The sequence below is a fragment of the Acidisphaera sp. S103 genome (genome assembly GCF_009765975.1).
Lineage (GTDB): Bacteria > Pseudomonadota > Alphaproteobacteria > Acetobacterales > Acetobacteraceae > Rhodopila.
In genome coordinates this window covers 6,989-26,577 of sequence record NZ_LMUJ01000063.1, presented here as the reverse complement: position 1 = coordinate 26,577, position 19,589 = coordinate 6,989, and the positions used below count along the sequence as shown (strand labels likewise).

Here is a 19,589-nt window from a genome sequence, read left to right as displayed (position 1 = left end):
GAAAAAACTATATCTTGACCAGTACAAATGCTCACCCGACTTTATCTACCCCATACCCAACCCTCAAATAATGCACCAACGGATTATCCTCCTCCGGCCGCATCATCTCCACAAACCCCCGGCTCGGTCGCCCCAGATGCGCCCGTCGATACCTCCCCGCATCGAACCCATCCGACGGATCGATATCCCGAGCCATCCCCGCCAGCAGATAATGCGCGAACGGATCGCCATTCCGCCCCAACCCGCCGCTCGCCACCGAGACATACCGCCGCACATCGAACAGCGGCGTCGGGCTGAACATCTGCGTCCGCCGGTTCACCAGATAATGCCCCAGCGCCGACTGCCCATCCGAAACCCGGTATTCATTCCGGTACCAACCAGGATCGAAATACGCCACCGGTCGCCGCCCCCCCCGGCTCCCCAACCAGAATATAGTGCACCAGCGGATTGACCCCCAACCGGGCAACCTCCGGGTTGGTCAACAAATACCAATCGGGGTCGAAATAGATATTCGGGCGCCGATTCTCCCGCCAGCCATAACGGCAATAATGATCCGAAGGATCGAGGTTGGCCTGAAGCACATCCGTCCCATGGATCAAATAGAAATTCTCATCCACCAGCCCAGACCCCCGAACCACACCCGGATCAGGAAACGCCTCCAACCCATCCGCCGCAACATCATCGAGATAATGCGCCACCGGATCGACGCCAATCGCCGGATCGTCTCGATAAGGCACCATCCACGGCACCGCAAACAACCCCGCATTCGGAACGACTAGCCCGGACCCACGATTGGCCAGATAATGCCCCAACGCAATCCATTCGGCCGGCACATCATAAACCGACCGGTACCACGCCGGATCGAACACCGGGTGCGGCCGGCGCCCCAATTGCTCCCCATGACGAATGCAGTGCAACAACAAATCCGGACCCGCATCCGGATTCTCCGCCTGGTACCACCCCGGATCAAAGTATGGATTGGGCCATCGCCCTTCGGCCCGCCCGTAATCGATAAAATGCCGCCACGGGTTCAACCCGCCGCCGCGACATCACCGTTCCGTTCCAGATACCAAACGCCGTCGAACAGCCCCGAGTCCACCAGCTCTCCCGGCGCCTCGGTCATGACACGCCGTCAGTCCCCAGCCTCGGCGAGCGACCCGGCCAACAACGCCTGCAAAGCCGAACGAAGCCGGCCCATCGGTTCATCCCACGCCCCCGGTTTCTGCTGGCGGAACAAACGGATGGACGGATACCAAGGGCTGTCCTCCCGATCCAGCATCCAGCGCCAGTCAGCGGCTTTCGGAATCAGGATCCACGCCGGCTTGCCCAACGCGCCGGCCAGATGCCCCATGGAGGTATCAACCGTAACCACCAGATCCAGGTTCTCGATCAGCGCCGCGGTTTCCCCGAAATCCTTCATATCTTCCGACAGATCGACCATGCCGGGAAACCGTCTCATCGTCTCCAAATCCCTGGCGGGCATCGGCTTTTGCAACGAAATGAACGCCGCCGGCCCCGCATCGGCGAACGATGCCAACGCCGACAGCGGCAGCGACCGCCGCCGATCGTTCGGATGGGTCGGCCGCCCGGTCCAGGCCAGCCCGATCCGCTTCACCCCGGCTGGCAACATCGCCGCCAACCGGTCGCGCCAGAATGCGATACGCGCGGGATCGGCCTTCAGATAAGGAATACCCGTCGGAATCGAATCCAACTGTGTCCGAAACAAATACGGCAGGCTGGACAGCCGGCAATGCGCCGCGTGGCCAGGAACGTCAGTCCAACGATGACAATATTGCGACACACCCGGAATGTTCGTCAGCAGCGGCCCCATCTCGGCGCTGCACCCCACGATCACTTCCTGGCAACGTTCGGCCGCCATAGGGATATACCGGGCAAACTGGATGGTATCGCCATAACCCTGGTCGCCCACCAGCAGCAGCTTGCCGTTCGGGATACGCATGCCGTTCCAGTGCGCCGAGGTCATCGCCGGCATCGTCGCCTTGCCCGCCTCGGTCTGGTTGCGCCATTCGTATTCCATCCAGCCCGGATCGAAATCGCCCATCGCCAGTAGGTTCTGCGCCATCGCCAGATGCCCGTCGGCATGGTCGTGCTTCAATCCCAGCGCCCGCAACAGACAGGCCATCGCTCGGTCCCGGTCGTCCACGTCGACGAAAATCAGCGACAGATTGACCAGATGTTCCGGATTGTTCGGATCGAGCCGTATCGATTCCTGGCCCGCCGCCAACGCCTCATCCATCCGATAGGTGCTGCGGCACAACGAACTCAGATGCGCATACCACGTCGCATTCCCCGGCCGGATCTGGATCGCTCGGCGCAGCAGCGCGACGCCCCGATCCGGATCGCCCGACATGGCGGAAACGATACCCTGCAACGCCAAAGCCGCCGGATGATCCGGCGCCGCGGCCAGCACGTCGGAGCATATTCCACTCGCCTCATTCAGCCGCTTCGCCTGTGCAGCGGCCTGGGCCCGAGCCAAGGCCTGCTCGACGGTTTCCCCATTGACGGTGGGACGCGGCGCCGCGGCCGGTGCCTGAGTCCCAGCCGTTTGCTGGACAGTATTGTTTCCGCTCATGATCGATAAATGCCCTGGAGACCCCTGTGGCCGCAAGCGCTTTCGCCTGCCCTTCAACAACCCTACGAAATAATCCCGCGATGTAAAATAGTCCTGCCCGGCAATTGCCGATCGGCCCTGGACGGTCCAGTTAGGATGAGAAGATGCGCTCAGGATGCCTTGCTGCCGATGGATAGACCAAAGCTGACCGACCCGATCGACGGACTGCCGCCGGATCGGCGCTTGCTGGCCATGGTGTCGCTGGGGATCGTCGTCTGCATGGCGGTGCTGGATGGCTCGATCGCCAATGTCGCCCTGCCCACCATCGCCAGGCAGCTCCACGCCACCCCCGCCGAGTCGATCTGGGTGGTGAATTCCTACCAACTCGCGGTGACCATCAGCCTGCTGCCATTGGCGTCGCTGGGCGACGTACACGGTCACCGCCGGATCTTCTGCTGGGGCCTGGTGCTCTACACCATCGCCTCGATAGGCTGCGCCGAGGCAACAACGCTGCCCCAGCTTGTCATGGGCCGCGTGCTGCAAGGTTGCGGCGGCGCCGGGATCATGAGCGTCAACGGCGCCCTGGTCCGCTTCATCTTCCCGCGGTCGCAGTTGGGCCGAGGCATCGGCTACAACGTGCTGGTGGTGGCGACGTCGTCCGCCGCCGGTCCGTCGGTGGCGGCGGCGATCATGGCGGTGGCGTCGTGGCCGTGGCTGTTCGCCATCCAGGTGCCGTTCGGGATCGCGTCGCTGCTGATGTCGATGCGGTTCCTGCCGCGCTCGCCCTTGACGTCGCATGCGTTCGATGTGCGCAGCGCGGTGATGAATGCGGTAACGCTGGGCCTGTTCATCACCGGCCTGGACGGGATCGGCCATGGCGAACGCCTGCCGCTGATCGTGGCGGAGCTGGGTGGCAGCCTGGTGATGGGCATCATCTTCGTGCGGCGGCAATTGACCCTGCGGCCGCCGCTGCTGCCGGTGGACCTGCTGATCCAGCGGCCGATCTTCGCACTGTCGGCGGCGACGGCGGTGTGTTCGCACGCGGCGCAGATCATCGCCCTGGTGGTGCTGCCGTTCTACTTCCAGTACGCGGGCGGCCTGTCGCCGTACGACATCGGGGTGCTGATGACTCCGTGGCCATTGGCGGTGGTGGTGATCGCGCCGATCGCCGGGCGGCTGGCGGACAAGTACTCCGCCGGCATCCTGGGCGGGCTGGGGTTGGCTTTGATGACCAGCGGCCTGGTGCTGACGATGCTGATGCCTGCGACCGCCGCGTGGCCGGATATTGCCTGGCGGTTTGCCATGTGCGGCGCCGGGTTCGGGTTCTTCCAGGCACCCAACAACCGGCTGCTGATCGGCAGCGCGCCGCCGGACAGGGCCGGGGCGGGCAGCGGGATGCTGTCGACATCCCGCCTGGTCGGGCAGACCACCGGCAGCGCGCTGGTGGCCGTGGTGCTGGGGCTGACCCATGGCGGGCCGGATTCGATCGTGCACGCCACGCATATCGCCCTGGGGATAGCGGCCGTATTCGCCGCCTCCGCCATGGGGTTGAGTTGGCTGCGCGTCATCCCGCGATAGGCTGTAGGCGCGTGCCAATCCTACACCTGGGTCAGTCCGCCATCGGCGACGAGGTCGATGCCGGTGCTGTAGCTGCTGTCGTCCGACGCGAGGAACAGGATCGCCGACGCCATCTCCTCCGGCCGGCCAATCCGGCCGATCGGCGTGATCTGGCTGAACGCTGTGCGGGCGTTGTCGGCTTCTTCCTTCGTCTTGAACTGGCCGTCGATGATGGGGGTATCGATCGCACCCGGGCTGAGGGTGTTGACGCGGATGCCTCGGTCCTTCAGCTCCATCGCCCAGGTGCGGGCGAAGGACCGCAGCGCGGCCTTGGTGGCCGAATAGGTGCCGTGCGCCGGAAAGCCCTTCAGGTGCAGGCCGGAGGACACCAGGACGATCGACCCACCCCGCGTCATCAGCGGCAACGCCTTCTGGACGGTGAAGAAGACACCACGAGCGTTGATGCCGAAGGTCTTGTCGAAATGCTCGGGTGTGGCGGTTTCGATCGTGTGGTGTTCGACGAAGCCGGCGCTGGCGACGACGATGTCGACCACGCCCTTTTCGGCCCGCACCTGGGCGAACAGGCGGTCCAGGTCGTCCAGGTTGGCGACGTCGCCCTGGACGGTGGTGACGTTGCGGCCGATCGCCGCCTTGGCCTTGTCCAGCTCCGCCTGGCGGCGGCCGGTGATGAAGACATAGGCGCCCTCATCGACCATCCGCTTCGCCGCGGCGAGGCCGATCCCACTGCTGCCACCAGTGATGACAGCGACTTTTCCATTCAACTTCGACATGTTCCGAACCTTTTGCATCTGGCGGTGAGATGCGCTTGGGCCGGACGGTCCGGAAGAATGTGCGGCGGCATAGTTTCCATTCCGTGGGGGAATGGTCATCGGATGCGGAGGTACGGGTCTTGCGCGCACACCTCGGCGAGGAAGTCGATGAAGACGCGGACCCGGCCGGGGATGCGCCGACCCCCCGGGCAGACGGCATGGATCGGCGTGGGGTTGGGGGCGTATTCGGTCAGCAGGGGTATCAGTGTTCCGGCGGTGAGGTCGGCCGCATGGAGCCAACTCGCATTGTGGCCGATCCCGATGCCGGTTCGGACAGCGGCGCGCAGGTGTTCGGCGTCGTTGGTGCGGATTTTCCCCTTGGGCTCGACTGTGATCGGGCCGGCGGGACCGTTGAAGTTCCATGGCTGTGGTTCGCCGTGGAACAGGAAGGCGATGCAGTCGTGATGTGCCAGATCGGCTGGGGTTTTGGGTTCGCCGGCGCGTTGCAGGTAGGAAGGCGTTGCGACGGTGGCGGCGACGCTGCTGCCGACCCGGCGGGCGATCAGGGTGGAATCGGCGAGATGACCGATGCGGAGGGCGACGTCGATGCCGTCCTCGATCAGGCTGACATGGCGTTCGGAGACGTCGAGGTCGACGGTGACGTCGGGGAATTGCTCGAAGAACGCGGGCAAGCGGGGCACGAAATAGAGGCGGCCGATGCCGGCGGAGATGGCGACACGGATCCGGCCGGCGGGGGTGGATTGGCCGCGGCCGACTCGGGCCTCGGCTTCTTCCAGGTCGGCGAGCAGGCGGCGGGTTGAGTCGTAAAAATCCTGGCCGGCGGCGGTGAGGCTGAGGCCGCGGGAGGTGCGGTTGACCAGTTGGGCGCCCAACCGGTCTTCCAACGCGGCGATCTGCTTGCTGACGGCGGGCTGGCCGATGCCTTCAAGCCGAGCGGCTTGGGAGAAACTAGCGGTTTCGACGACGCGGAGGAAGAGGCGCATGGTTTCCAGACGGTCCATGCGGCCTATTCCATGCCGGAATGAGTCAGGCTTCGGAGGCTTTGCGGGCGAGGGCTTCCTCGGCCGAGGCGATGCCGCCGTGGGCGGCGGACCAGGCGACGGGGTTTTCCAGGAAGCGGCGGACTTCCGACAGGGCCTCGTCGGAGAAGTAGGGGCGGTCCTTGCAGGCTTCCAGCACGTCCCACCAGGTGCACAGGCTGTGCAGGGTGATGTCCATGTTGGCCAAGGTTTCGAACGCGCCGGGGAAGACGCCGTAGAAGAACACCACGAAGGTGTGGTTGACGATGGCGCCGGCTTCTCGCAGGGCGTTGACGAAGCGGATTTTCGATCCGCCGTCGGTGGTGAGGTCTTCCACCAGCAAGGTGCGCTTGCCGACGGGGACATCGCCCTCGATCAGGGCGTTCTGGCCGAAGCCCTTGGGCTTCTTGCGAACGTAGGACATCGGCGCGGCCATGCGGTCGGCGATCCAGGCGGCGAAGGGGATGCCCGCGGTTTCGCCGCCGGCCACCGTCTCGATCGTTTCGTAGCCGATGTGACGGTCGATCTTCTGCACCGCCAGGTCGCAGATCTTCGCGCGTGCCCGGGGGAAGTAGATGATGCGCCGGCAGTCGATATAGACCGGGGATTTCCAGCCGGAGGTGAAGGTGTACGGCTCGTCGGGGCGGAAGTTGATGGCTTGGATTTCCAGCAGGATGCGCGCTGTGGTCAGGGCGGCGTCACGATCCCACTCGGTCGCGGTGGTGGAGACGTGGGCGGGTTTGGCCATCGGGGTCGGTCCTGTCATGGGGGGCGGTTTTGCGGGTGATAGCGGATATGTCGGGCTGGTGACAGGGGAGATCGGTGGCCAGGGTGGTCGTTTGCAGCAGGGCGGCCCGCTTTTTCGGCGGGGTGATGTCTCGGGCGACGGTTTTCAGCGTGTCGATCCACAGGGCGTTGACGCTGTGCTGGGTAGTCGCGGCGGGCGGCGGGTTTTGGCCGAGTTTCTCGGCGACGCGGGTCATTGTGCCGGCCCAATCGGGGTTGGCGGGCGGCGGCGGTTCGGGGGTGTGCCAGGCCGGGTGTGGCGGTTTGGCCTCCAGGAGGCGGGTATTGTCCCTGGCGGATCGGTTCAGGCCGTTGGCGTTGGCTCGGAGTTTCAGTTTCATCGATGGGGATACGTCTTCGGGGGCGGATAGGCGCAGGGACTCCAGGGCGGTCAGGGCGAAGGCGAGGATCTGGCCGGTGGCGAGCAATTCGTGGGTGGTTTGGGGCTGGTAGGCGTCGATGGCCTGTTGCGCCGCCTTGCGGGCGAGGGCGGGGTCGTTGAGGGCGGGTGTCATGACGGCGGCGAGGACGGTCAGCAGGTAGTCCAGCAGGGGGTGATCGGCGGGCATTGCGGTGGGGTCCTGGTTGGTCAGGGAATGAGGTCGCCGGGGCGAGTCGGGCGGATGCGGATGGGGGTGGTGATGCCGTTGCGGCGGTTTTCCGCTTGCTCACGCACGTAGAGCAGCAGCAGGCGGCGTTCCATGTACGCCACCTGCGCCGGGGTGGGGTTCCAGGGCACGATCATGCTGCCGTCGGGCAGGATTCCGGGCGTGTTGGCGATGTCGAGGCCCTGGTTGGGGTCTTGCAGCCATTGCTGGCCCTTGGCGGCCCAGGCGGTGATGAGTTCGTCGTCGTCCATCTGGTCCGGGTGGGCTGGGTCTTCGGGTTCAGGGGATTGGACAGCGGGCAGGTCGGGGGGCGGCCAGGTTTGTGGGGGTGGGCGGCCGATGGGGATGGAGAGCGGCTTGGCTTGGCGGCGTTCGAGTGCCCTCAGCATGGAATCGAAGGCTCGGGCCGCGCTGGCGGCGGCGGTGACGTGGCGGCGTGGTAGGCGCTGAGGGCCTGGACACCGAGCATGAGTTCGGGCGGGTTGCGGGGGTGGAGGGCGGCCAGGGCGCGCAGGGCGGCGTACATGCGGCGGGCGGTGGCGGTGGGGGTGTCGGATGGGTCTGGTTCGATGCCGGACATGATAGTGTGGACGGCTTCCTCCATGACGGTTGGGTCTAGGGGGCCGTTGGGGTCGTAGATGGCTTCGGGATCGTAGGCGTCGGGGTTGGGCAATGGGGTGTCGTTCGATGTTTGTTCTATAATCTGGGGGAGGTGGGGGTGTGGGGCGGTGGGACAAGGTGGGGTGTGGGGTATTTTTGGGGATGAGGTTGCTTGCTGGACCGTCGGTGCCGGCCCAAGCTGTAGTTTGCTCCAGCTTTTGCCCACGATCTGGGTGCTATTCTGCGACCAGTCCGCGACTATCAACCTGAGCTGTTGGAGGCATGGCGTGAGTTCTTCGGCACTGGTTGGGGGAACAGATATCCGGGTCCGAGACGTTACGGTCAGCGACGACGAGCTGATCGTGGCGCTGATGGATGGGCGCACGATTGCCGTTCCCTTGGCGTGGTATCCGAGGCTCGTCGACGCCACGCCGGCCCAACGCGCGCACTGGGAAATGGCCGGTGCCGGCTATGGTATCCACTGGCCGGAGTTGGATGAGGATATCAGCACGGAAGGTCTGTTGGCTGGCGCGCGGGCACCGCGCGGATCGGCCACTTGGCGGTCATCGTAACCGGGGGGTGGCGGTTGCTTTCTTGGGACCGAGTGGCCCGATGTCGTGTGTTGATTGAGCGCTTGAATTGGCCGGTGAGCTCAAGCGAGCGTGTTCTTGAGCTCTTCGATGCTGTTGGCGCGTGGCAGATTTCCGGCTTGAGCTTCCCTCATGGCGGCAACGGTGGTGGCGTTGGGGATCAGAGGATCGAATGGGAGTGCATGCTCGATCGCGACTCGGGTCAGCATGAGGCGTATGGCGTCGGACACAGTCAGGCCTATCTCGGCGAGGACGGCGGCGGCCTCAGCTTTGGTGGTGCTGTCTATGTGGGTTTGTAAGAGTTCGTTTCCGGCCATTGATGCGTCCGTCGGTGGGATGAATGACATTGAGCCTGGGAGAACTTGTCTTTGCCACCAGTCAGTTACGCGACTGGCTCCTGAGGCGTTCGATGGCTGACAATATCGCGGCCGGTTGTGGCTGGTTGGTGCCCCACTCCCTCCAGAAGTCCCGTGTCGCACTGTCCGGTGGGATTTTGGGAATGTCGAGTTTAATACGGGTCGGTAGCAGGACGGCATCACCCAGAAGTAGCGCCTCGCCTGTATCGAGCAAAGGTAGGACGCTAGTCAGGCCGGCCAGTGAGTCCGGCATGAGCCGTTTGATGACACCTTGGTCGGTTTCGTTGGTCAAACGCAATGCCAGAAAATTGTTACATTGGCTGAGGATCGTTCGACTGACATCTGAGGGGCGTTGGCTCACTACCAGAAGGGAAAAGCCGTATTTACGACCCTCCTTGGCGATGCGTTCGAAGGACCCGAGAGCTTGGCGCTGTACCGCGTCGGCGTCGTCGCGCACAGGTAGATAAAGATGAGCTTCATCGCAGAGTAGCGTCACAGGTGTCCGCGTGTTGGAGTCCATCCAAAACTGGACATCATAGAGAAGCCGCGCGAGCGTGCCCGTAACGACCGGGAGCACATCCGCCGGAACCTCCGAAAAGTCTACGATCTTGATACCCGAGCCACCGTCCGATCCCAAGAGCTTGAGCACTTGGGTGGCCAGCCACCCATACGCAATTGCTACTGTGGGAGGCTGGAACATGAAGCCATATCGGCGATCTTCAAGCTTTGCTTCTAGGCGCGACAGAAAGCGGGTCAGTTTATCTTCCCACTCGCCCTTAACGGGGCCGGTTTTGCCAACTCCCTTGGTCGTATTGTCTGTCTCCAGCAGCTTAAACAGCTTGTTCACACTATAAGGAATTGGCGAATCCACCGTGAAAGTCTTCTTCACCGTATGCTGCTTTTCGGCGTCGAGTCTCTCACCCTTCAGCGTGCGGACGTGCAACGTGAACCGTGAGGCTTGGTTCGGGGCGTTCTGATCGCTCCGGTCCAAAATCATCGATAACATTTCGTCGCGATTTAGCAGCCAATATGGTAAAAATAACACATCTTCGCCCGGATTTTCCAGATCGCCAGGGCCTGCGATGCGAAACCGCTGGGCGAAGCCTCCGAGTGCCCTGTTGGCGAGCGGTGCATATTCACCGTGCATGTCAAAAACGATGATATTCGGAAATTTCAGCTTGGCGGCTCGCTCCAAAATAAGTGCGACCGCCCAGCTTTTACCCGAGCCGGTACTCCCCAAAACGGCAGCATGGCGCTGAAAAAATTTGTCGCCACTAGCAATTGCATCCGCCGAACGGTCTGCGACGAATTTACCAAGTTTTAATCGCTCGTCTTCGCTAACGCCGGCGCCGAGTATTCCCATAAAACGCTGGAGATTGACGCCTTCAATAACGAAGCATTCTCGGTCGATCTGCGGAAAGCTGTCTGCCCCGCGCTTGAAGGTATTTGCTTTGGCCCCCTCGATCGTTCGGAACGTACCGATGAGAATCGCCTGCATAAGGTCCGTCGGAACCGTGCGCAAGACTGCGCCCCCCTCTCCGACATCGTCGAGGTTCGGTAACTCTTCGCGCATGCTCCGCGTCACACGTTCGGTCATCGCGATGAGATATTCTCGCTCAGTGGCGCCGCGAATGGCGATGAGCTGGCCAATTCCGATGCGGGTCAAAAGAATCGAATTCGTCACATCTATCGTGACGCAGCTCGTGTCGACTGAGGCAACCCGGCCGACCTTATCGTGATCAACAAATTGAAGCGCGGCGTCTGTCATGGTTCGAGGACCTCCGGAACGAAAACACTAAGATCCCAAAGGGCGAGATCGGGGATAAAGGACTCCGTTGCATTAATGAAAACCCACGAACCGTCCTTGCCTCCATCAAATCCGTGCTGAATGGCCATGATGTTGGAATGCTGACGTGTGAGCTTCAGCGCGTTGTGTGAAAGCGTGTGTGTGAGCAGTAGGCTCGGAATGCCGCTCTTGATTCGCGGCGTCAGGTGTGTTTCGAGGTGATCGTCGTTGAACCCATAACCCAACACGAGAAAGCGGCTTGCGGCGTCAATTGCTCTGTTCGCGCGTTCGCGGTGTCGATCAAACGGGCTCTCGTATCCGTTTCGGAATTTGTTGAGGCCGGGCGTGATAATCAACCGTGGCAATGGGAGTTCGCCAGCGTAGCGAACCGGCTTCCCCTCACGAAAGTACCAATCCAAACTGCCATGTGGTTTGAAAACATTCACCCGTTTCTGATAACGATATTGGATACGGCGCCTCTGTGTTAACGAAACGTCTCGGCAGAAACTCAGCTGGCTTTCTCGCTCATTTAGCTGTCCGGCGAATTGACCGACGAAAAGGGTGTCGGCACCAAGACCGGCTTCTTCTGCGGCGATTTCAATCAGGCGATCATAATTTGTAGTGATGACTGGCATGCCTGCTTCAGGTTTCAGGAGGTATTTCACCAGACGGGTAAATCGTAGAATTCGGGTCTTCGCGAACACCTCCGCTACGATTTCGCGCTCACGCTGGGCAATAAGTTCGACCGTCTTTGCGACAATGGCCGCTTCCAAGGTAGGTGTGGGTGGCTTTAGTAGTAACGCAGCCTCTAGGCCGTTTGACATTATCAAGGGTGATATCTCGCTCCAGCGAGCCTTGTCGATCATTGAAAGATCTGGCTCGATCGTCGTTTGAAGATGGTCCGCAAGGGCTCCCATTCCCGGGAGCCCCTCGGCACACGACAAGCCCGAACCAACAACAGTGACCAACCCATCAGTGAGGTGGTCCTGAAGCAGTGATTTTAGGTCGTGAAGTTCCAAAATTCCTCTGGTGGTTACGATCCAAGGTTGCAGTCTTCAATTCCTACACATTTCGTCATTATCATGCAACCATTTGGATGACCACGGAATCGCTAATCGGGGCAATGCGCGTATTTCGCGTGTGAGGCCGACCGAGGGTCAGATTTTTGCCAAGTTGGCACTACTGCGGTATGGCTTTTTCTTTACCGAAACGCCGGAAACTCGTGGCTGGCTGGACCAAACCCGCCGGTAATGATAGGTAGAGAACTGTCGGGCTGGATCAGCGGTGGCTTATCCGTAGTGGCCAGGCATATCTGGCTCTCTTTTCTCTGGCCGACGAAGCGCAGATGGCCGGGACACGCCCGGCCCTGACAGTACAGGTATGCCGGCAGGCTACATCGAGGGGAATTTGCGTTCGGGTTGATGTTGGTGCTGGCGGTGATGCCGATGGAGCCGGTGACGGCGGGGTCCAAGTCGGACGGGATGGCGCCGACCAGGTTGGAGCCGACGACGACCTCCAACCAATCCGGGTACGGCACGAGTTGCACGCGCAGGATGTTGACGTGGTACTGGCGGGTGCGGATCGGGGGGTAGCTGGCTTCTACTCAATCGAAGCGACAAACGCTATACCACGCAATGCGAATCATTGCGATTTGGGTGTAAACAACTGGCACCAACCGTTTGGACTGATATCGCCCTGAACGAATTTGCAGGTGTTCGGTGGTTGGAAGTTGAGGCAGACCTCGCAGTGATCGTTGCCTTTCGGCGTACCCTGGTAGTTTGCGAGTGTCTGCGTGACCTTCTGCTGCGCTGCCGCCTGGCGGGCTACCGTCGCGGCCGTCGCGGCGCCGAGTGCAAGCGCCGTTCGCGTGAGTGCCGCGCGGCGTGATATGCGCTGGCGATCGTTTTCGTGCTCCGTCATGCTCGACCCATCCATCGTGACGATGTTCGATGTTCCGTCCCCGTCGAAGGCAGCGGCGCCCTCAGCGTTTTGGGTAGGCGGTGAAAACGTAGTCCTTTGCGGCTGCGATCGTGTGGCATGCGAATCCGCACTTGGCATCGTGCGCCTGCGGCGGCTTGTCGGTTAAGTCGCCGGGCCTGAACGTGTCGGTCGCGGCATCATACTCGAACACGCCAAATCCCCAGCCGCCACTGTCGGCGAACCGCTTGCTGTCCTTCGCCATGAAGTCGACGTCATCCAGGGCACCCGGCACGGTGGGATCACCGGGCTCCGCGGTGTTCTTGACCGCCTTCCAATGGATTTTCGCCATTTTGGCGCCGTCGGGGAAAGGCTTGCCGTTGCCGGGGATGCCCGCCTTGAAGGCTTCGATCATCGCGGGATTGCCGACGATCGTGTCGATTAATGCCCCGTTTTGGCTGACGGCTATGGTCTGCCATTGGTCGTAACCCCTGAACTCGGAGAAGGCGAGACCGCCCGGCACCTGCAAGGTGTACCTGTCCTGTGCGGCGAGAGCGACGCCGCCAAGCGCGGCCACCAGCGCCACGGCGGCGACGGTTGGGGGGATGCGGATGCGCTGCATGTTCATCTTTTCCCTTTCGGAACCGGCACCGATGCGATTGATCACTTCCGCGGGGCTTCCTCAGCGTCGAGGCTGAGCGGTTCTGGGTGCGGCGGAATATCACTCAAACGTTTCGGCAGGCTGTTCAACGGCCGGCACGGTAATCTGACGGCTCTGGCCGGATATTTTATGTTTGTGCCGTTTTTTGGCGATTCCGACTACGCTTGGCGAGGCCGCGTTTGACCTGGCGGTTTTGTCGCGGGGTTGGCCGACCGAACCGATTGGCTTGCGCGGGCATTGAGAGCCGCCAGTTCAGATGCTGTTGCGGCGGACAGCGGTGTGGCGACGGAGGGCGTATCCGTGCTTTTTATTCGCAAAACAAAGGCGTGGATGGCGGGCCTACGCCCGCCATGACGGTTGCGCGGCGATGCCGGAGGCTCAGCGACAATGCCGGTCCGCCCGCCGATGCGACGCGTCAGGGTTGCCCCTGAGTTTGTGCCTACCGCGCCGCCACCAGTTCCGCGATCGCGGTGCCCACATCCGCGGTGCCGGCCTGGCCGCCCATGTCCCGGGTTTTGGGGCCGCTTTCGCGCAGCAGGGTTTCGATGGCGTCGACGATGGTCTTGGCGGCTTCCGCCTCGCCCAGGTGCTCCAGCATCAGTGCGGCGGACCAGATCTGGCCGATCGGGTTGCAGATGAATTTTCCCGCAATATCGGGAGCGGAGCCGTGCACGGGCTCGAACATCGAGGGGAATTTGCGTTCGGGGTTGATGTTGCCGCCGGCGGCGATACCGATGGACCCGGCGACGGCGGGGCCCAGGTCGGACAGGATGTCGCCGAACAGGTTGGAGCCGACAACGACATCGAACCAATCCGGGTGCTGCACGAAGTGAGCGCACAGGATGTCGATGTGGTACTGGTCGGTGCGGATCTCGGGGTAGTTCTTGGCCATGGCGGCGAAGCGTTCGTCCCAGTACGGCATGGTGATGGCGATGCCGTTCGACTTGGTGGCCGAGGTGACGTGCTTCTTCGGGCGGGTCATGGCCAGCTCGAACGCGTATTTCAGGATGCGGTCGGTGCCGACGCGCGACAGAACGGTCTGCTGGGAGACGAATTCGCGGTCGGTGCCCTCGAACATGCGGCCGCCGACGGATGAGTATTCGCCTTCGGTGTTTTCGCGGACGACGAAGAAGTCGATATCGGCCTCGGTGCGGCCGGCCAGCGGGGTGCGGACGCCGGGCATCAGCTTGCAGGGGCGGACGTTGGCATACTGGTCGAAGCCGCGGCGGATGGGGATCAGCAGGCCCCACAGGGAAATGTGGTCGGGCACGCCGGGCCAGCCGACGGCGCCCAGCAGGATGGAGTCGGATTTCCCGAGCTGGTCCAGACCGTCCGGCGGCATCATCATGCCGGTGTCTTTGTAGGTCTCGCAGGACCAGTCGTAGTGGGTCAGGTTGAGGTCGAAGCCGAAGCGGCGCGCGGCGGCGTCCAGCACTTTCAGCGACTCGGGCACGGTTTCCTTGCCGATTCCGTCGCCGGGGAGAACCGCGATGTTGTGGGTGCGCGTCATGGGCCTGTTTCCTCGGTGGGCTGCGTTGGGGAAGGGATAACGGAGCGGGGCGTGCGCGCCAAGGGCCATGGCGTTTGGTGGGGGCGGGCGGTATCTTGGGGGCATGCACATCTCGACATCCCCGGCTTTCAAGGAAAACGCGCATCAGGCGCTGGCGAACGCTGGCTTGCAGCGGGCGTTGGCTCGGAGCGGGCCGAGTTTCATCGCTCGGCGGGCGGCGGCGGTGGCGGCGTTGCCGGAGTTTGAGACGCTGCGGGATACCGCGCGCGACATCAAGAACCATGCGCTGGCGAATCTGGATTTTTATCTGGAGGCGTATGAGGCGAAGGTCCAGGCGGCCGGCGGGGTGGTGCACTGGTGTTCGGATGCGGATGAGGCCAGGGCGGCGGTGCTGGCGATTTGCCAGCGGGTGGGAGCGAAGACCGTTACCAAGGGGAAGTCGATGATCGGCGAAGAGATCGCGATCAATGACCATCTGGAGCGGCATGGGATTACGCCGGTTGAGACCGATCTGGGCGAGTATATCATTCAGTTGCGGCATGAATTACCGAGCCACATTATTGCGCCGGCATTTCATTTGAATATGGAGGATTGGGAGGAGGCGTTTCGGAAGGCTCATACCGATTTGCCGGCGGACCGGACGTTTGCTGAGCGGCGGGATGTGCTGGTGGAGGCTCGGACGAAGCTGCGGTCGAAGTTTTTGGCGGCGGATGTAGGGATTACCGGGGCGAATTTCCTGATCGCCGAGACGGGCAGCAGCGTGATCGTTACGAATGAGGGGAATGGGGACCTGACGCAGACGTTGCCTCGGGTGCATATCGTGCTGGCTAGTATTGAGAAGTGTGTGCCTACGCTGGAGGATGCGACTTCGCTGCTGCGGGTGTTGGCTCGGTCGGCTACGGGACAGGACTTTTCGGTTTATACGACATTTTCCACTGGGGTGCGGCGGCCGGGGGATTTGGATGGGCCGGAGGAATATCATGTGGTGCTGATCGACAATGGGCGGTCGGCGATGTTCGGGACGGATTTCCAGGAGATGCTGCGGTGTATTCGTTGCGCGGCGTGCATGAATCATTGTCCGGTTTATGGGGCTGTCGGCGGGCATGCGTATGGGTGGGTTTATCCGGGGCCGATGGGGGCGGTGCTGACGCCTAGTCTGATCGGGGTGGAGAAGGCTGGGCATTTGCCGAATGCGTCCACGTTCTGTGGGAAGTGCGAGAGTGTTTGCCCGGTGCGGATTCCGCTGCCGAAGCTGATGCGGCATTGGCGCGAGCGGGAGTTTGAGCGGCATCTGACTCCGGGGGCGATGCGTCGCGGGTTGGCGTTCTGGGGGTTTTTTGCGCGGCGGCCGGGGTTGTATCGGTTGGCGACTCGGGTGGCGGCTTTTGGGTTGGGGTTGTTGGGGCGCCGGAAGGGACGGTTTGGGCGGTTGCCGTTGGCGGGTGGATGGACCGAGGGGCGGGATATGCCGGCACCGGAAGGCGAAACGTTCTTTGCCCGATACGCGAAGGCTCAACGGGCGGGGTTGGTCTGATGGGGCGGGAGGCGGTGTTGAACGCCATTCGGCGGGGGTTGCGGCGGGGGGCGTTGCCGGCGGATCAGGTGGCGATGCTGTGGGGGCGGATGGCGGCGCATCCTCGGCATTTGGTGCCGGCGCGGTCTCGGTTGCCGCACGCTGAGCAGGTGGATTTGTTTGTGCGGAATGTGGAGAAGGAGTTCGGCACCGTCGTGCGGGTGGCGGATCTGGACGCGGTGCCGGGGGCGGTGGCGGATTACCTGGCGGCGTTGAATTTGCCGGGGTCGCTGGTGATGGCGCCTCACCCGGAGTTGCAGGCGATTCCGTGGTCGGCGCGACCGTTGCTGGATATTCGGGAAGGGCGGGCGCAGGGGACGGACGCGGTCAGCGTGCAGCACGGATTCGCGGGGATCGCGGAGACGGGGACGCTGATGTTTCCTAGTGCTCCGGAGCGGCCGGTGACGCTGAATTTGCTGGCGGATACGGCGGTGGTGGTGCTGCGGGCGTCGGCCGTGGTGGGGGCGTATGAGGAGGCGTGGGACCGGCTGCGGGCGGAGATCGGCGGGATGCCGCGGAATGTGATGCTGGTGACGGGGCCGTCTCGGTCGGCAGATATCGAGCAGGCATTGGAGTTGGGGGCACATGGGCCGCGGCGGCTGCATGTGGTGCTGGTGGAAGATGGGGCGTAAAGACCGGCTCATTGCCACGGACGCTATGTCTGTCCCGCCGACCGCAATCGCCCGGAGCCAGACATGTACGGTCCCGCCGAATGATGCGATGGAAAGATCATTAGGCTTTCTTCAGATAAGGCAGGCCTTGGCCGCGGATGTGTGATTGCCTTCTCGGCTTTATTGGACTGCGTATTTACAACCAATGCGCGGCGCGGTTGCTATGCCGCGGCGCGTCCTGGACGATGATATTGGGTTGCGCCCGTCAGGTACAGGATGACCTCAGCGCCTGAGTCGAATTGGGCGAATGCCTCGATCGGCAGGTGTGCATGGCCATCGGTCCAGCGCAGGCGGTTGGATGGCTCGTAATCGTGGAAGCCGGCGGTCAGCCGGTCATCATCGGCGTCGAGGAACATGAATTTCCAGCTTTGGCATATTTCCACGCGCCGCAGTGCGACACCGAGCGGCCGGGGATCGCGGGCGATGCCGAGTTCGGAGGGGATGCCGGACCGGGAGGCGACGGTTACGCTTGTCGGGGCGGAGGGGAGGCGGAAGATGTAGGCGCCGTTCCGCTTGCCTTGCGCGTTCACGCGCGTGCCGTTGACGATCAGGTGCAGATCGGGGTCGTTCGTTAACGAGAACGTGTCACGCGGGCCGGCGCGATCGAGCAGCCGTCGCCAGGCCGCATCGACGATCGGACCGCCGGTCAGCACCGGTGCGCATGGAGGCTGCGGCGGCAGGTGCCAGCCGCTGTTGGCGTTGTGGAACAGCCAGCGGTTGCCGTCGTCGCGGTAGGTTTCGGCCGGGGCACCGTTGGCGATCAGCACGTCGTGGCTTTCCAGTTCCACGTGGTACAGCTCGACTTCCTGGGCGCGGTCGTCCCAGACGATCGTCCGGTGGTTGACCAGGAATTCGACCGGGATCAGAACTTTGTCGATATAAAGCGCGTGCGCCCTGGTCACGTGCAGGTCCCGGTTCGGCACGTTAGGTGCCAGGGCGTCCTTGCGGACGATCACCGGGGTTGCCGCGGTGCGGCGGCCGCGTGTTGCCAGGACCCGGCCGGTGCCGATCCAGACGACGGGGCGGGCCTGGCCGCCGGCGGTTAGCACGAGGTCGCCCGGCTTGAGGTGTTCGACGGGTTGTTCACCATCAGGCGTGGCGATGGCGGTGCCGGTGCGGAAGCATAGCGGTGTGACCTCGGTGCCGTTGCTGCCGTCGTTGGTCGCCTGCCAGACGACGCCGGTGTAGTTCTGGTTGCCGAGGTGCAACTGGACAGAGCCGTTGTCGCCGGTGACCGTCAGCACGTTGGTCAGGGTGTCGAAGCTGGTGGTGGCGTTGTTGTCGATGTCGCTCAGCGATGTGAGGTCGATGGCGTCGTGAGGGCCGGTGAAGCCGGCGATGGTGCCGGTGATGGCGGTGCCTGATGCTTCCACGACCAGCAGATTGTCGCCGGTTCCGAATGAAATCGGCTTGGTGCCGGCGATCACGCCGGAGTCGAAGATGGTGCCGCCGCCCAACTGGATGCCGTAGTTGGTGGACGAGATCGTGCCGTAGTTTGCAACGGTGCCGGCGACGGTCAGGGCGCCCAGGGCCGTCAGGTCGATGCCGGTGCCCAGCGTGACGTTGCCGTCGAAGGTCCATTGCGCGCCCGATGCGATGGACCCTTGGGTGAAGTTGGTGAAGTCTGCCGCTCGGCCGGTCAGCGTGCCGGCGCCTGACGCGAAGTCCAGCGTGTTGGTGCCGCCCCCGCCATCGACCAAGCCTTGGATCGTGACGCTGGCCGAAGGGTCGAAGCGCAGCAGGTCATTGCCGGACCCAAACAGAACCGCACCGCCGTTCGGGGCGTCGTTGCCGATGATGGTGCCGGTGTCGATCAGAGTGTTGTTGTAGTTGCCGAATTGGACGCCGATATACCCGGACATGGTTCCGGCGTTGGTGACCGAACCGGCGGCGGATGAGACGGCTACCGCCGCGTAAAGGCCATCGACCGAGATCAAGCCGGTGCTGGCGTTGCTGACCGAACCGCCCGTGATGCCCACGGCGGGGTTGTAGCTGGTGATGGTGCCGGAGTTGTCGACCGTTCCGATGCCGCCGCTGATGCCGACGCCCTGGGCTCCGGTGATCAGGTTGGTGTTGGTGACGATCCCGCCGGCTTCCAGGACGATCCCCTGCGAGGCTGCCGAGATCGTGCCGGTGTTCGTAACGGTGGTCAGGCCGCGGCTGGTGATGCCCCAGCGTCCGCCGTAAATGAAGCCGCTGTTGACGACGGTGCCGGTCGTTTGGAGCAATACGGCATTGCCGGTCGACGACGTGATCGTGCCATGGTTGTTGACATAACCGCTGAAGAGATAGACGCCCGCATACCCGTAGCCGGCGCCGGGGGCGCTTCCGGTCGCGATGATCTGGCCGTCGTTCACGACGGTCTCAGTGCCGCCGAAAATAGCCCTGCCGCTGCCGTTGTTGTTGACGACCCCGGTTGAGGTGATCGTCAGCGGCGAGACGTAACCGGACGTGCCGAACGTTATGCCGTGGTTGAGGTGCGTGGTGACTGTCGACATTTGACCTCCGGCAATTCAGGAGATCCGATGTCTCCGGAGGCTATTCATTACCTTCGGCGGGCGGTTTTGTCATCAGGTCGGGCGTGATGCGGCG

At 62.9% G+C, this 19,589-nt stretch carries 20 protein-coding genes and 1 pseudogene; 4 read left to right on the top strand and 17 right to left on the bottom strand.

Going from position 1 to position 19,589, the window contains the following annotated elements; all coding sequences use genetic code 11:
• Window positions 1-31: 31 nt before the first annotated feature.
• The 3 genes from GSQ89_RS20900 to GSQ89_RS20890 form a co-directional block, all read right to left on the bottom strand.
• Window positions 32-397 (bottom strand): hypothetical protein, encoded by a 366-nt coding sequence (locus tag GSQ89_RS20900; RefSeq protein ID WP_158928817.1) that lies wholly within the window; start codon window positions 395-397, stop codon window positions 32-34.
• Entirely contained in the window at window positions 363-917 is a 555-nt protein-coding gene (locus tag GSQ89_RS20895; protein WP_158928815.1) for a hypothetical protein, read from the bottom strand. The genes GSQ89_RS20900 and GSQ89_RS20895 overlap by 35 nt, the downstream gene beginning before the upstream one ends.
• A 215-nt stretch (window positions 918-1,132) precedes the next feature.
• Window positions 1,133-2,593, bottom strand: coding sequence for a glycosyltransferase family 9 protein (locus tag GSQ89_RS20890; RefSeq protein WP_158928813.1), 1,461 nt, complete (start codon window positions 2,591-2,593; stop codon window positions 1,133-1,135).
• A gap of 168 nt (window positions 2,594-2,761) precedes the next feature.
• On the opposite strand from GSQ89_RS20890, the gene GSQ89_RS20885 reads away from it, so the two are divergent.
• Entirely contained in the window at window positions 2,762-4,150 is a 1,389-nt protein-coding gene (locus GSQ89_RS20885; protein ID WP_158928811.1) for an MFS transporter, read from the top strand.
• A gap of 20 nt (window positions 4,151-4,170) precedes the next feature.
• Here the strand turns inward: GSQ89_RS20885 and GSQ89_RS20880 are convergent, their stop codons facing one another.
• The 6 genes from GSQ89_RS20880 to GSQ89_RS20855 form a co-directional block, all read right to left on the bottom strand.
• On the bottom strand, window positions 4,171-4,920 hold the full coding sequence (locus GSQ89_RS20880) for an SDR family NAD(P)-dependent oxidoreductase (RefSeq protein ID WP_158928809.1): 750 nt from the start codon (window positions 4,918-4,920) through the stop codon (window positions 4,171-4,173).
• A 95-nt stretch (window positions 4,921-5,015) separates the two neighbouring features.
• Window positions 5,016-5,921 (bottom strand): LysR family transcriptional regulator, encoded by a 906-nt coding sequence (locus GSQ89_RS20875; RefSeq protein WP_158928807.1) that lies wholly within the window; start codon window positions 5,919-5,921, stop codon window positions 5,016-5,018.
• Window positions 5,922-5,946: 25 nt separating this feature from the next.
• A complete protein-coding gene (locus GSQ89_RS20870) occupies window positions 5,947-6,687 on the bottom strand; it encodes an orotate phosphoribosyltransferase (protein ID WP_158928804.1) in 741 nt (246 codons plus the stop codon).
• The gene (locus GSQ89_RS20865) at window positions 6,638-7,294 is read right to left on the bottom strand and encodes a hypothetical protein (protein WP_158928802.1); all 657 of its coding nucleotides are present in this window, start codon (window positions 7,292-7,294) and stop codon (window positions 6,638-6,640) included. The genes GSQ89_RS20870 and GSQ89_RS20865 overlap by 50 nt, the downstream gene beginning before the upstream one ends.
• A 20-nt stretch (window positions 7,295-7,314) precedes the next feature.
• A complete protein-coding gene (locus GSQ89_RS20860; RefSeq protein ID WP_158928801.1) occupies window positions 7,315-7,722 on the bottom strand; it encodes a hypothetical protein in 408 nt (135 codons plus the stop codon).
• Complete coding sequence (locus GSQ89_RS20855) at window positions 7,716-8,006, bottom strand: hypothetical protein (RefSeq protein WP_158928799.1); 291 nt, start codon at window positions 8,004-8,006, stop codon at window positions 7,716-7,718. The genes GSQ89_RS20860 and GSQ89_RS20855 overlap by 7 nt, the downstream gene beginning before the upstream one ends.
• A 214-nt stretch (window positions 8,007-8,220) precedes the next feature.
• Between GSQ89_RS20855 and GSQ89_RS20850 the strand changes: the two genes are divergently transcribed.
• On the top strand, window positions 8,221-8,505 hold the full coding sequence (locus tag GSQ89_RS20850; protein ID WP_158928796.1) for a DUF2442 domain-containing protein: 285 nt from the start codon (window positions 8,221-8,223) through the stop codon (window positions 8,503-8,505).
• An 80-nt stretch (window positions 8,506-8,585) separates the two neighbouring features.
• Here the strand turns inward: GSQ89_RS20850 and GSQ89_RS20845 are convergent, their stop codons facing one another.
• The 7 genes and pseudogenes from GSQ89_RS20845 to GSQ89_RS20815 form a co-directional block, all read right to left on the bottom strand.
• Entirely contained in the window at window positions 8,586-8,840 is a 255-nt protein-coding gene (locus GSQ89_RS20845) for a type II toxin-antitoxin system RelB/DinJ family antitoxin (RefSeq protein WP_158928794.1), read from the bottom strand.
• Window positions 8,841-8,901: 61 nt separating this feature from the next.
• The gene (locus GSQ89_RS20840; RefSeq protein WP_158928792.1) at window positions 8,902-10,647 is read right to left on the bottom strand and encodes an ATP-binding protein; all 1,746 of its coding nucleotides are present in this window, start codon (window positions 10,645-10,647) and stop codon (window positions 8,902-8,904) included.
• On the bottom strand, window positions 10,644-11,582 hold the full coding sequence (locus GSQ89_RS20835) for an SIR2 family protein (protein ID WP_216856303.1): 939 nt from the start codon (window positions 11,580-11,582) through the stop codon (window positions 10,644-10,646). The genes GSQ89_RS20840 and GSQ89_RS20835 overlap by 4 nt, the downstream gene beginning before the upstream one ends.
• Before the next feature lie 284 nt (window positions 11,583-11,866).
• Window positions 11,867-12,250, bottom strand: a pseudogene (locus GSQ89_RS20830) (isocitrate/isopropylmalate family dehydrogenase); the annotation flags it as partial.
• 56 nt (window positions 12,251-12,306) lie between these two features.
• Window positions 12,307-12,585: a hypothetical protein gene (locus GSQ89_RS20825; RefSeq protein WP_158928788.1), complete on the bottom strand. Its 279-nt coding sequence runs from the start codon at window positions 12,583-12,585 to the stop codon at window positions 12,307-12,309.
• Between the two features lie 61 nt (window positions 12,586-12,646).
• On the bottom strand, window positions 12,647-13,168 hold the full coding sequence (locus tag GSQ89_RS20820; RefSeq protein ID WP_216856302.1) for a cytochrome P460 family protein: 522 nt from the start codon (window positions 13,166-13,168) through the stop codon (window positions 12,647-12,649).
• A gap of 514 nt (window positions 13,169-13,682) precedes the next feature.
• Window positions 13,683-14,753 carry a tartrate dehydrogenase gene (locus GSQ89_RS20815; protein WP_158928786.1) on the bottom strand — a complete coding sequence of 357 codons (1,071 nt, stop codon included), beginning with the start codon at window positions 14,751-14,753 and terminating at the stop codon, window positions 13,683-13,685.
• A 103-nt stretch (window positions 14,754-14,856) separates the two neighbouring features.
• Between GSQ89_RS20815 and GSQ89_RS20810 the strand changes: the two genes are divergently transcribed.
• Complete coding sequence (locus tag GSQ89_RS20810; protein ID WP_158928784.1) at window positions 14,857-16,287, top strand: lactate utilization protein B; 1,431 nt, start codon at window positions 14,857-14,859, stop codon at window positions 16,285-16,287.
• A gap of 14 nt (window positions 16,288-16,301) precedes the next feature.
• Window positions 16,302-16,958, top strand: coding sequence for an LUD domain-containing protein (locus GSQ89_RS20805; RefSeq protein WP_254073314.1), 657 nt, complete (start codon window positions 16,302-16,304; stop codon window positions 16,956-16,958).
• 200 nt (window positions 16,959-17,158) lie between these two features.
• On the opposite strand, the gene GSQ89_RS20800 is transcribed toward GSQ89_RS20805, so the two are convergent.
• Complete coding sequence (locus GSQ89_RS20800; protein ID WP_158928780.1) at window positions 17,159-19,495, bottom strand: Hint domain-containing protein; 2,337 nt, start codon at window positions 19,493-19,495, stop codon at window positions 17,159-17,161.
• Window positions 19,496-19,589: the final 94 nt, after the last annotated feature.

Excerpts from the sequence above, each read along its gene's own strand:
- GSQ89_RS20890 (WP_158928813.1), bottom strand. The coding sequence starts at position 2,593 with ATGAGCGGAAACAATACTGTCCAGCAAACGGCTGGGACTCAGGCACCG.
- GSQ89_RS20885 (WP_158928811.1), top strand. The coding sequence starts at position 2,762 with ATGGATAGACCAAAGCTGACCGACCCGATCGACGGACTGCCGCCGGAT.
- GSQ89_RS20880 (WP_158928809.1), bottom strand. The coding sequence starts at position 4,920 with ATGTCGAAGTTGAATGGAAAAGTCGCTGTCATCACTGGTGGCAGCAGT.
- GSQ89_RS20875 (WP_158928807.1), bottom strand. The coding sequence starts at position 5,921 with ATGGACCGTCTGGAAACCATGCGCCTCTTCCTCCGCGTCGTCGAAACC.
- GSQ89_RS20870 (WP_158928804.1), bottom strand. The coding sequence starts at position 6,687 with ATGGCCAAACCCGCCCACGTCTCCACCACCGCGACCGAGTGGGATCGT.
- GSQ89_RS20865 (WP_158928802.1), bottom strand. The coding sequence starts at position 7,294 with ATGCCCGCCGATCACCCCCTGCTGGACTACCTGCTGACCGTCCTCGCC.
- GSQ89_RS20860 (WP_158928801.1), bottom strand. The coding sequence starts at position 7,722 with ATGCTGAGGGCACTCGAACGCCGCCAAGCCAAGCCGCTCTCCATCCCC.
- GSQ89_RS20845 (WP_158928794.1), bottom strand. The coding sequence starts at position 8,840 with ATGGCCGGAAACGAACTCTTACAAACCCACATAGACAGCACCACCAAA.
- GSQ89_RS20840 (WP_158928792.1), bottom strand. The coding sequence starts at position 10,647 with ATGACAGACGCCGCGCTTCAATTTGTTGATCACGATAAGGTCGGCCGG.
- GSQ89_RS20835 (WP_216856303.1), bottom strand. The coding sequence starts at position 11,582 with ATGGGAGCCCTTGCGGACCATCTTCAAACGACGATCGAGCCAGATCTT.
- GSQ89_RS20825 (WP_158928788.1), bottom strand. The coding sequence starts at position 12,585 with ATGACGGAGCACGAAAACGATCGCCAGCGCATATCACGCCGCGCGGCA.
- GSQ89_RS20815 (WP_158928786.1), bottom strand. The coding sequence starts at position 14,753 with ATGACGCGCACCCACAACATCGCGGTTCTCCCCGGCGACGGAATCGGC.
- GSQ89_RS20810 (WP_158928784.1), top strand. The coding sequence starts at position 14,857 with ATGCACATCTCGACATCCCCGGCTTTCAAGGAAAACGCGCATCAGGCG.
- GSQ89_RS20800 (WP_158928780.1), bottom strand. The coding sequence starts at position 19,495 with ATGTCGACAGTCACCACGCACCTCAACCACGGCATAACGTTCGGCACG.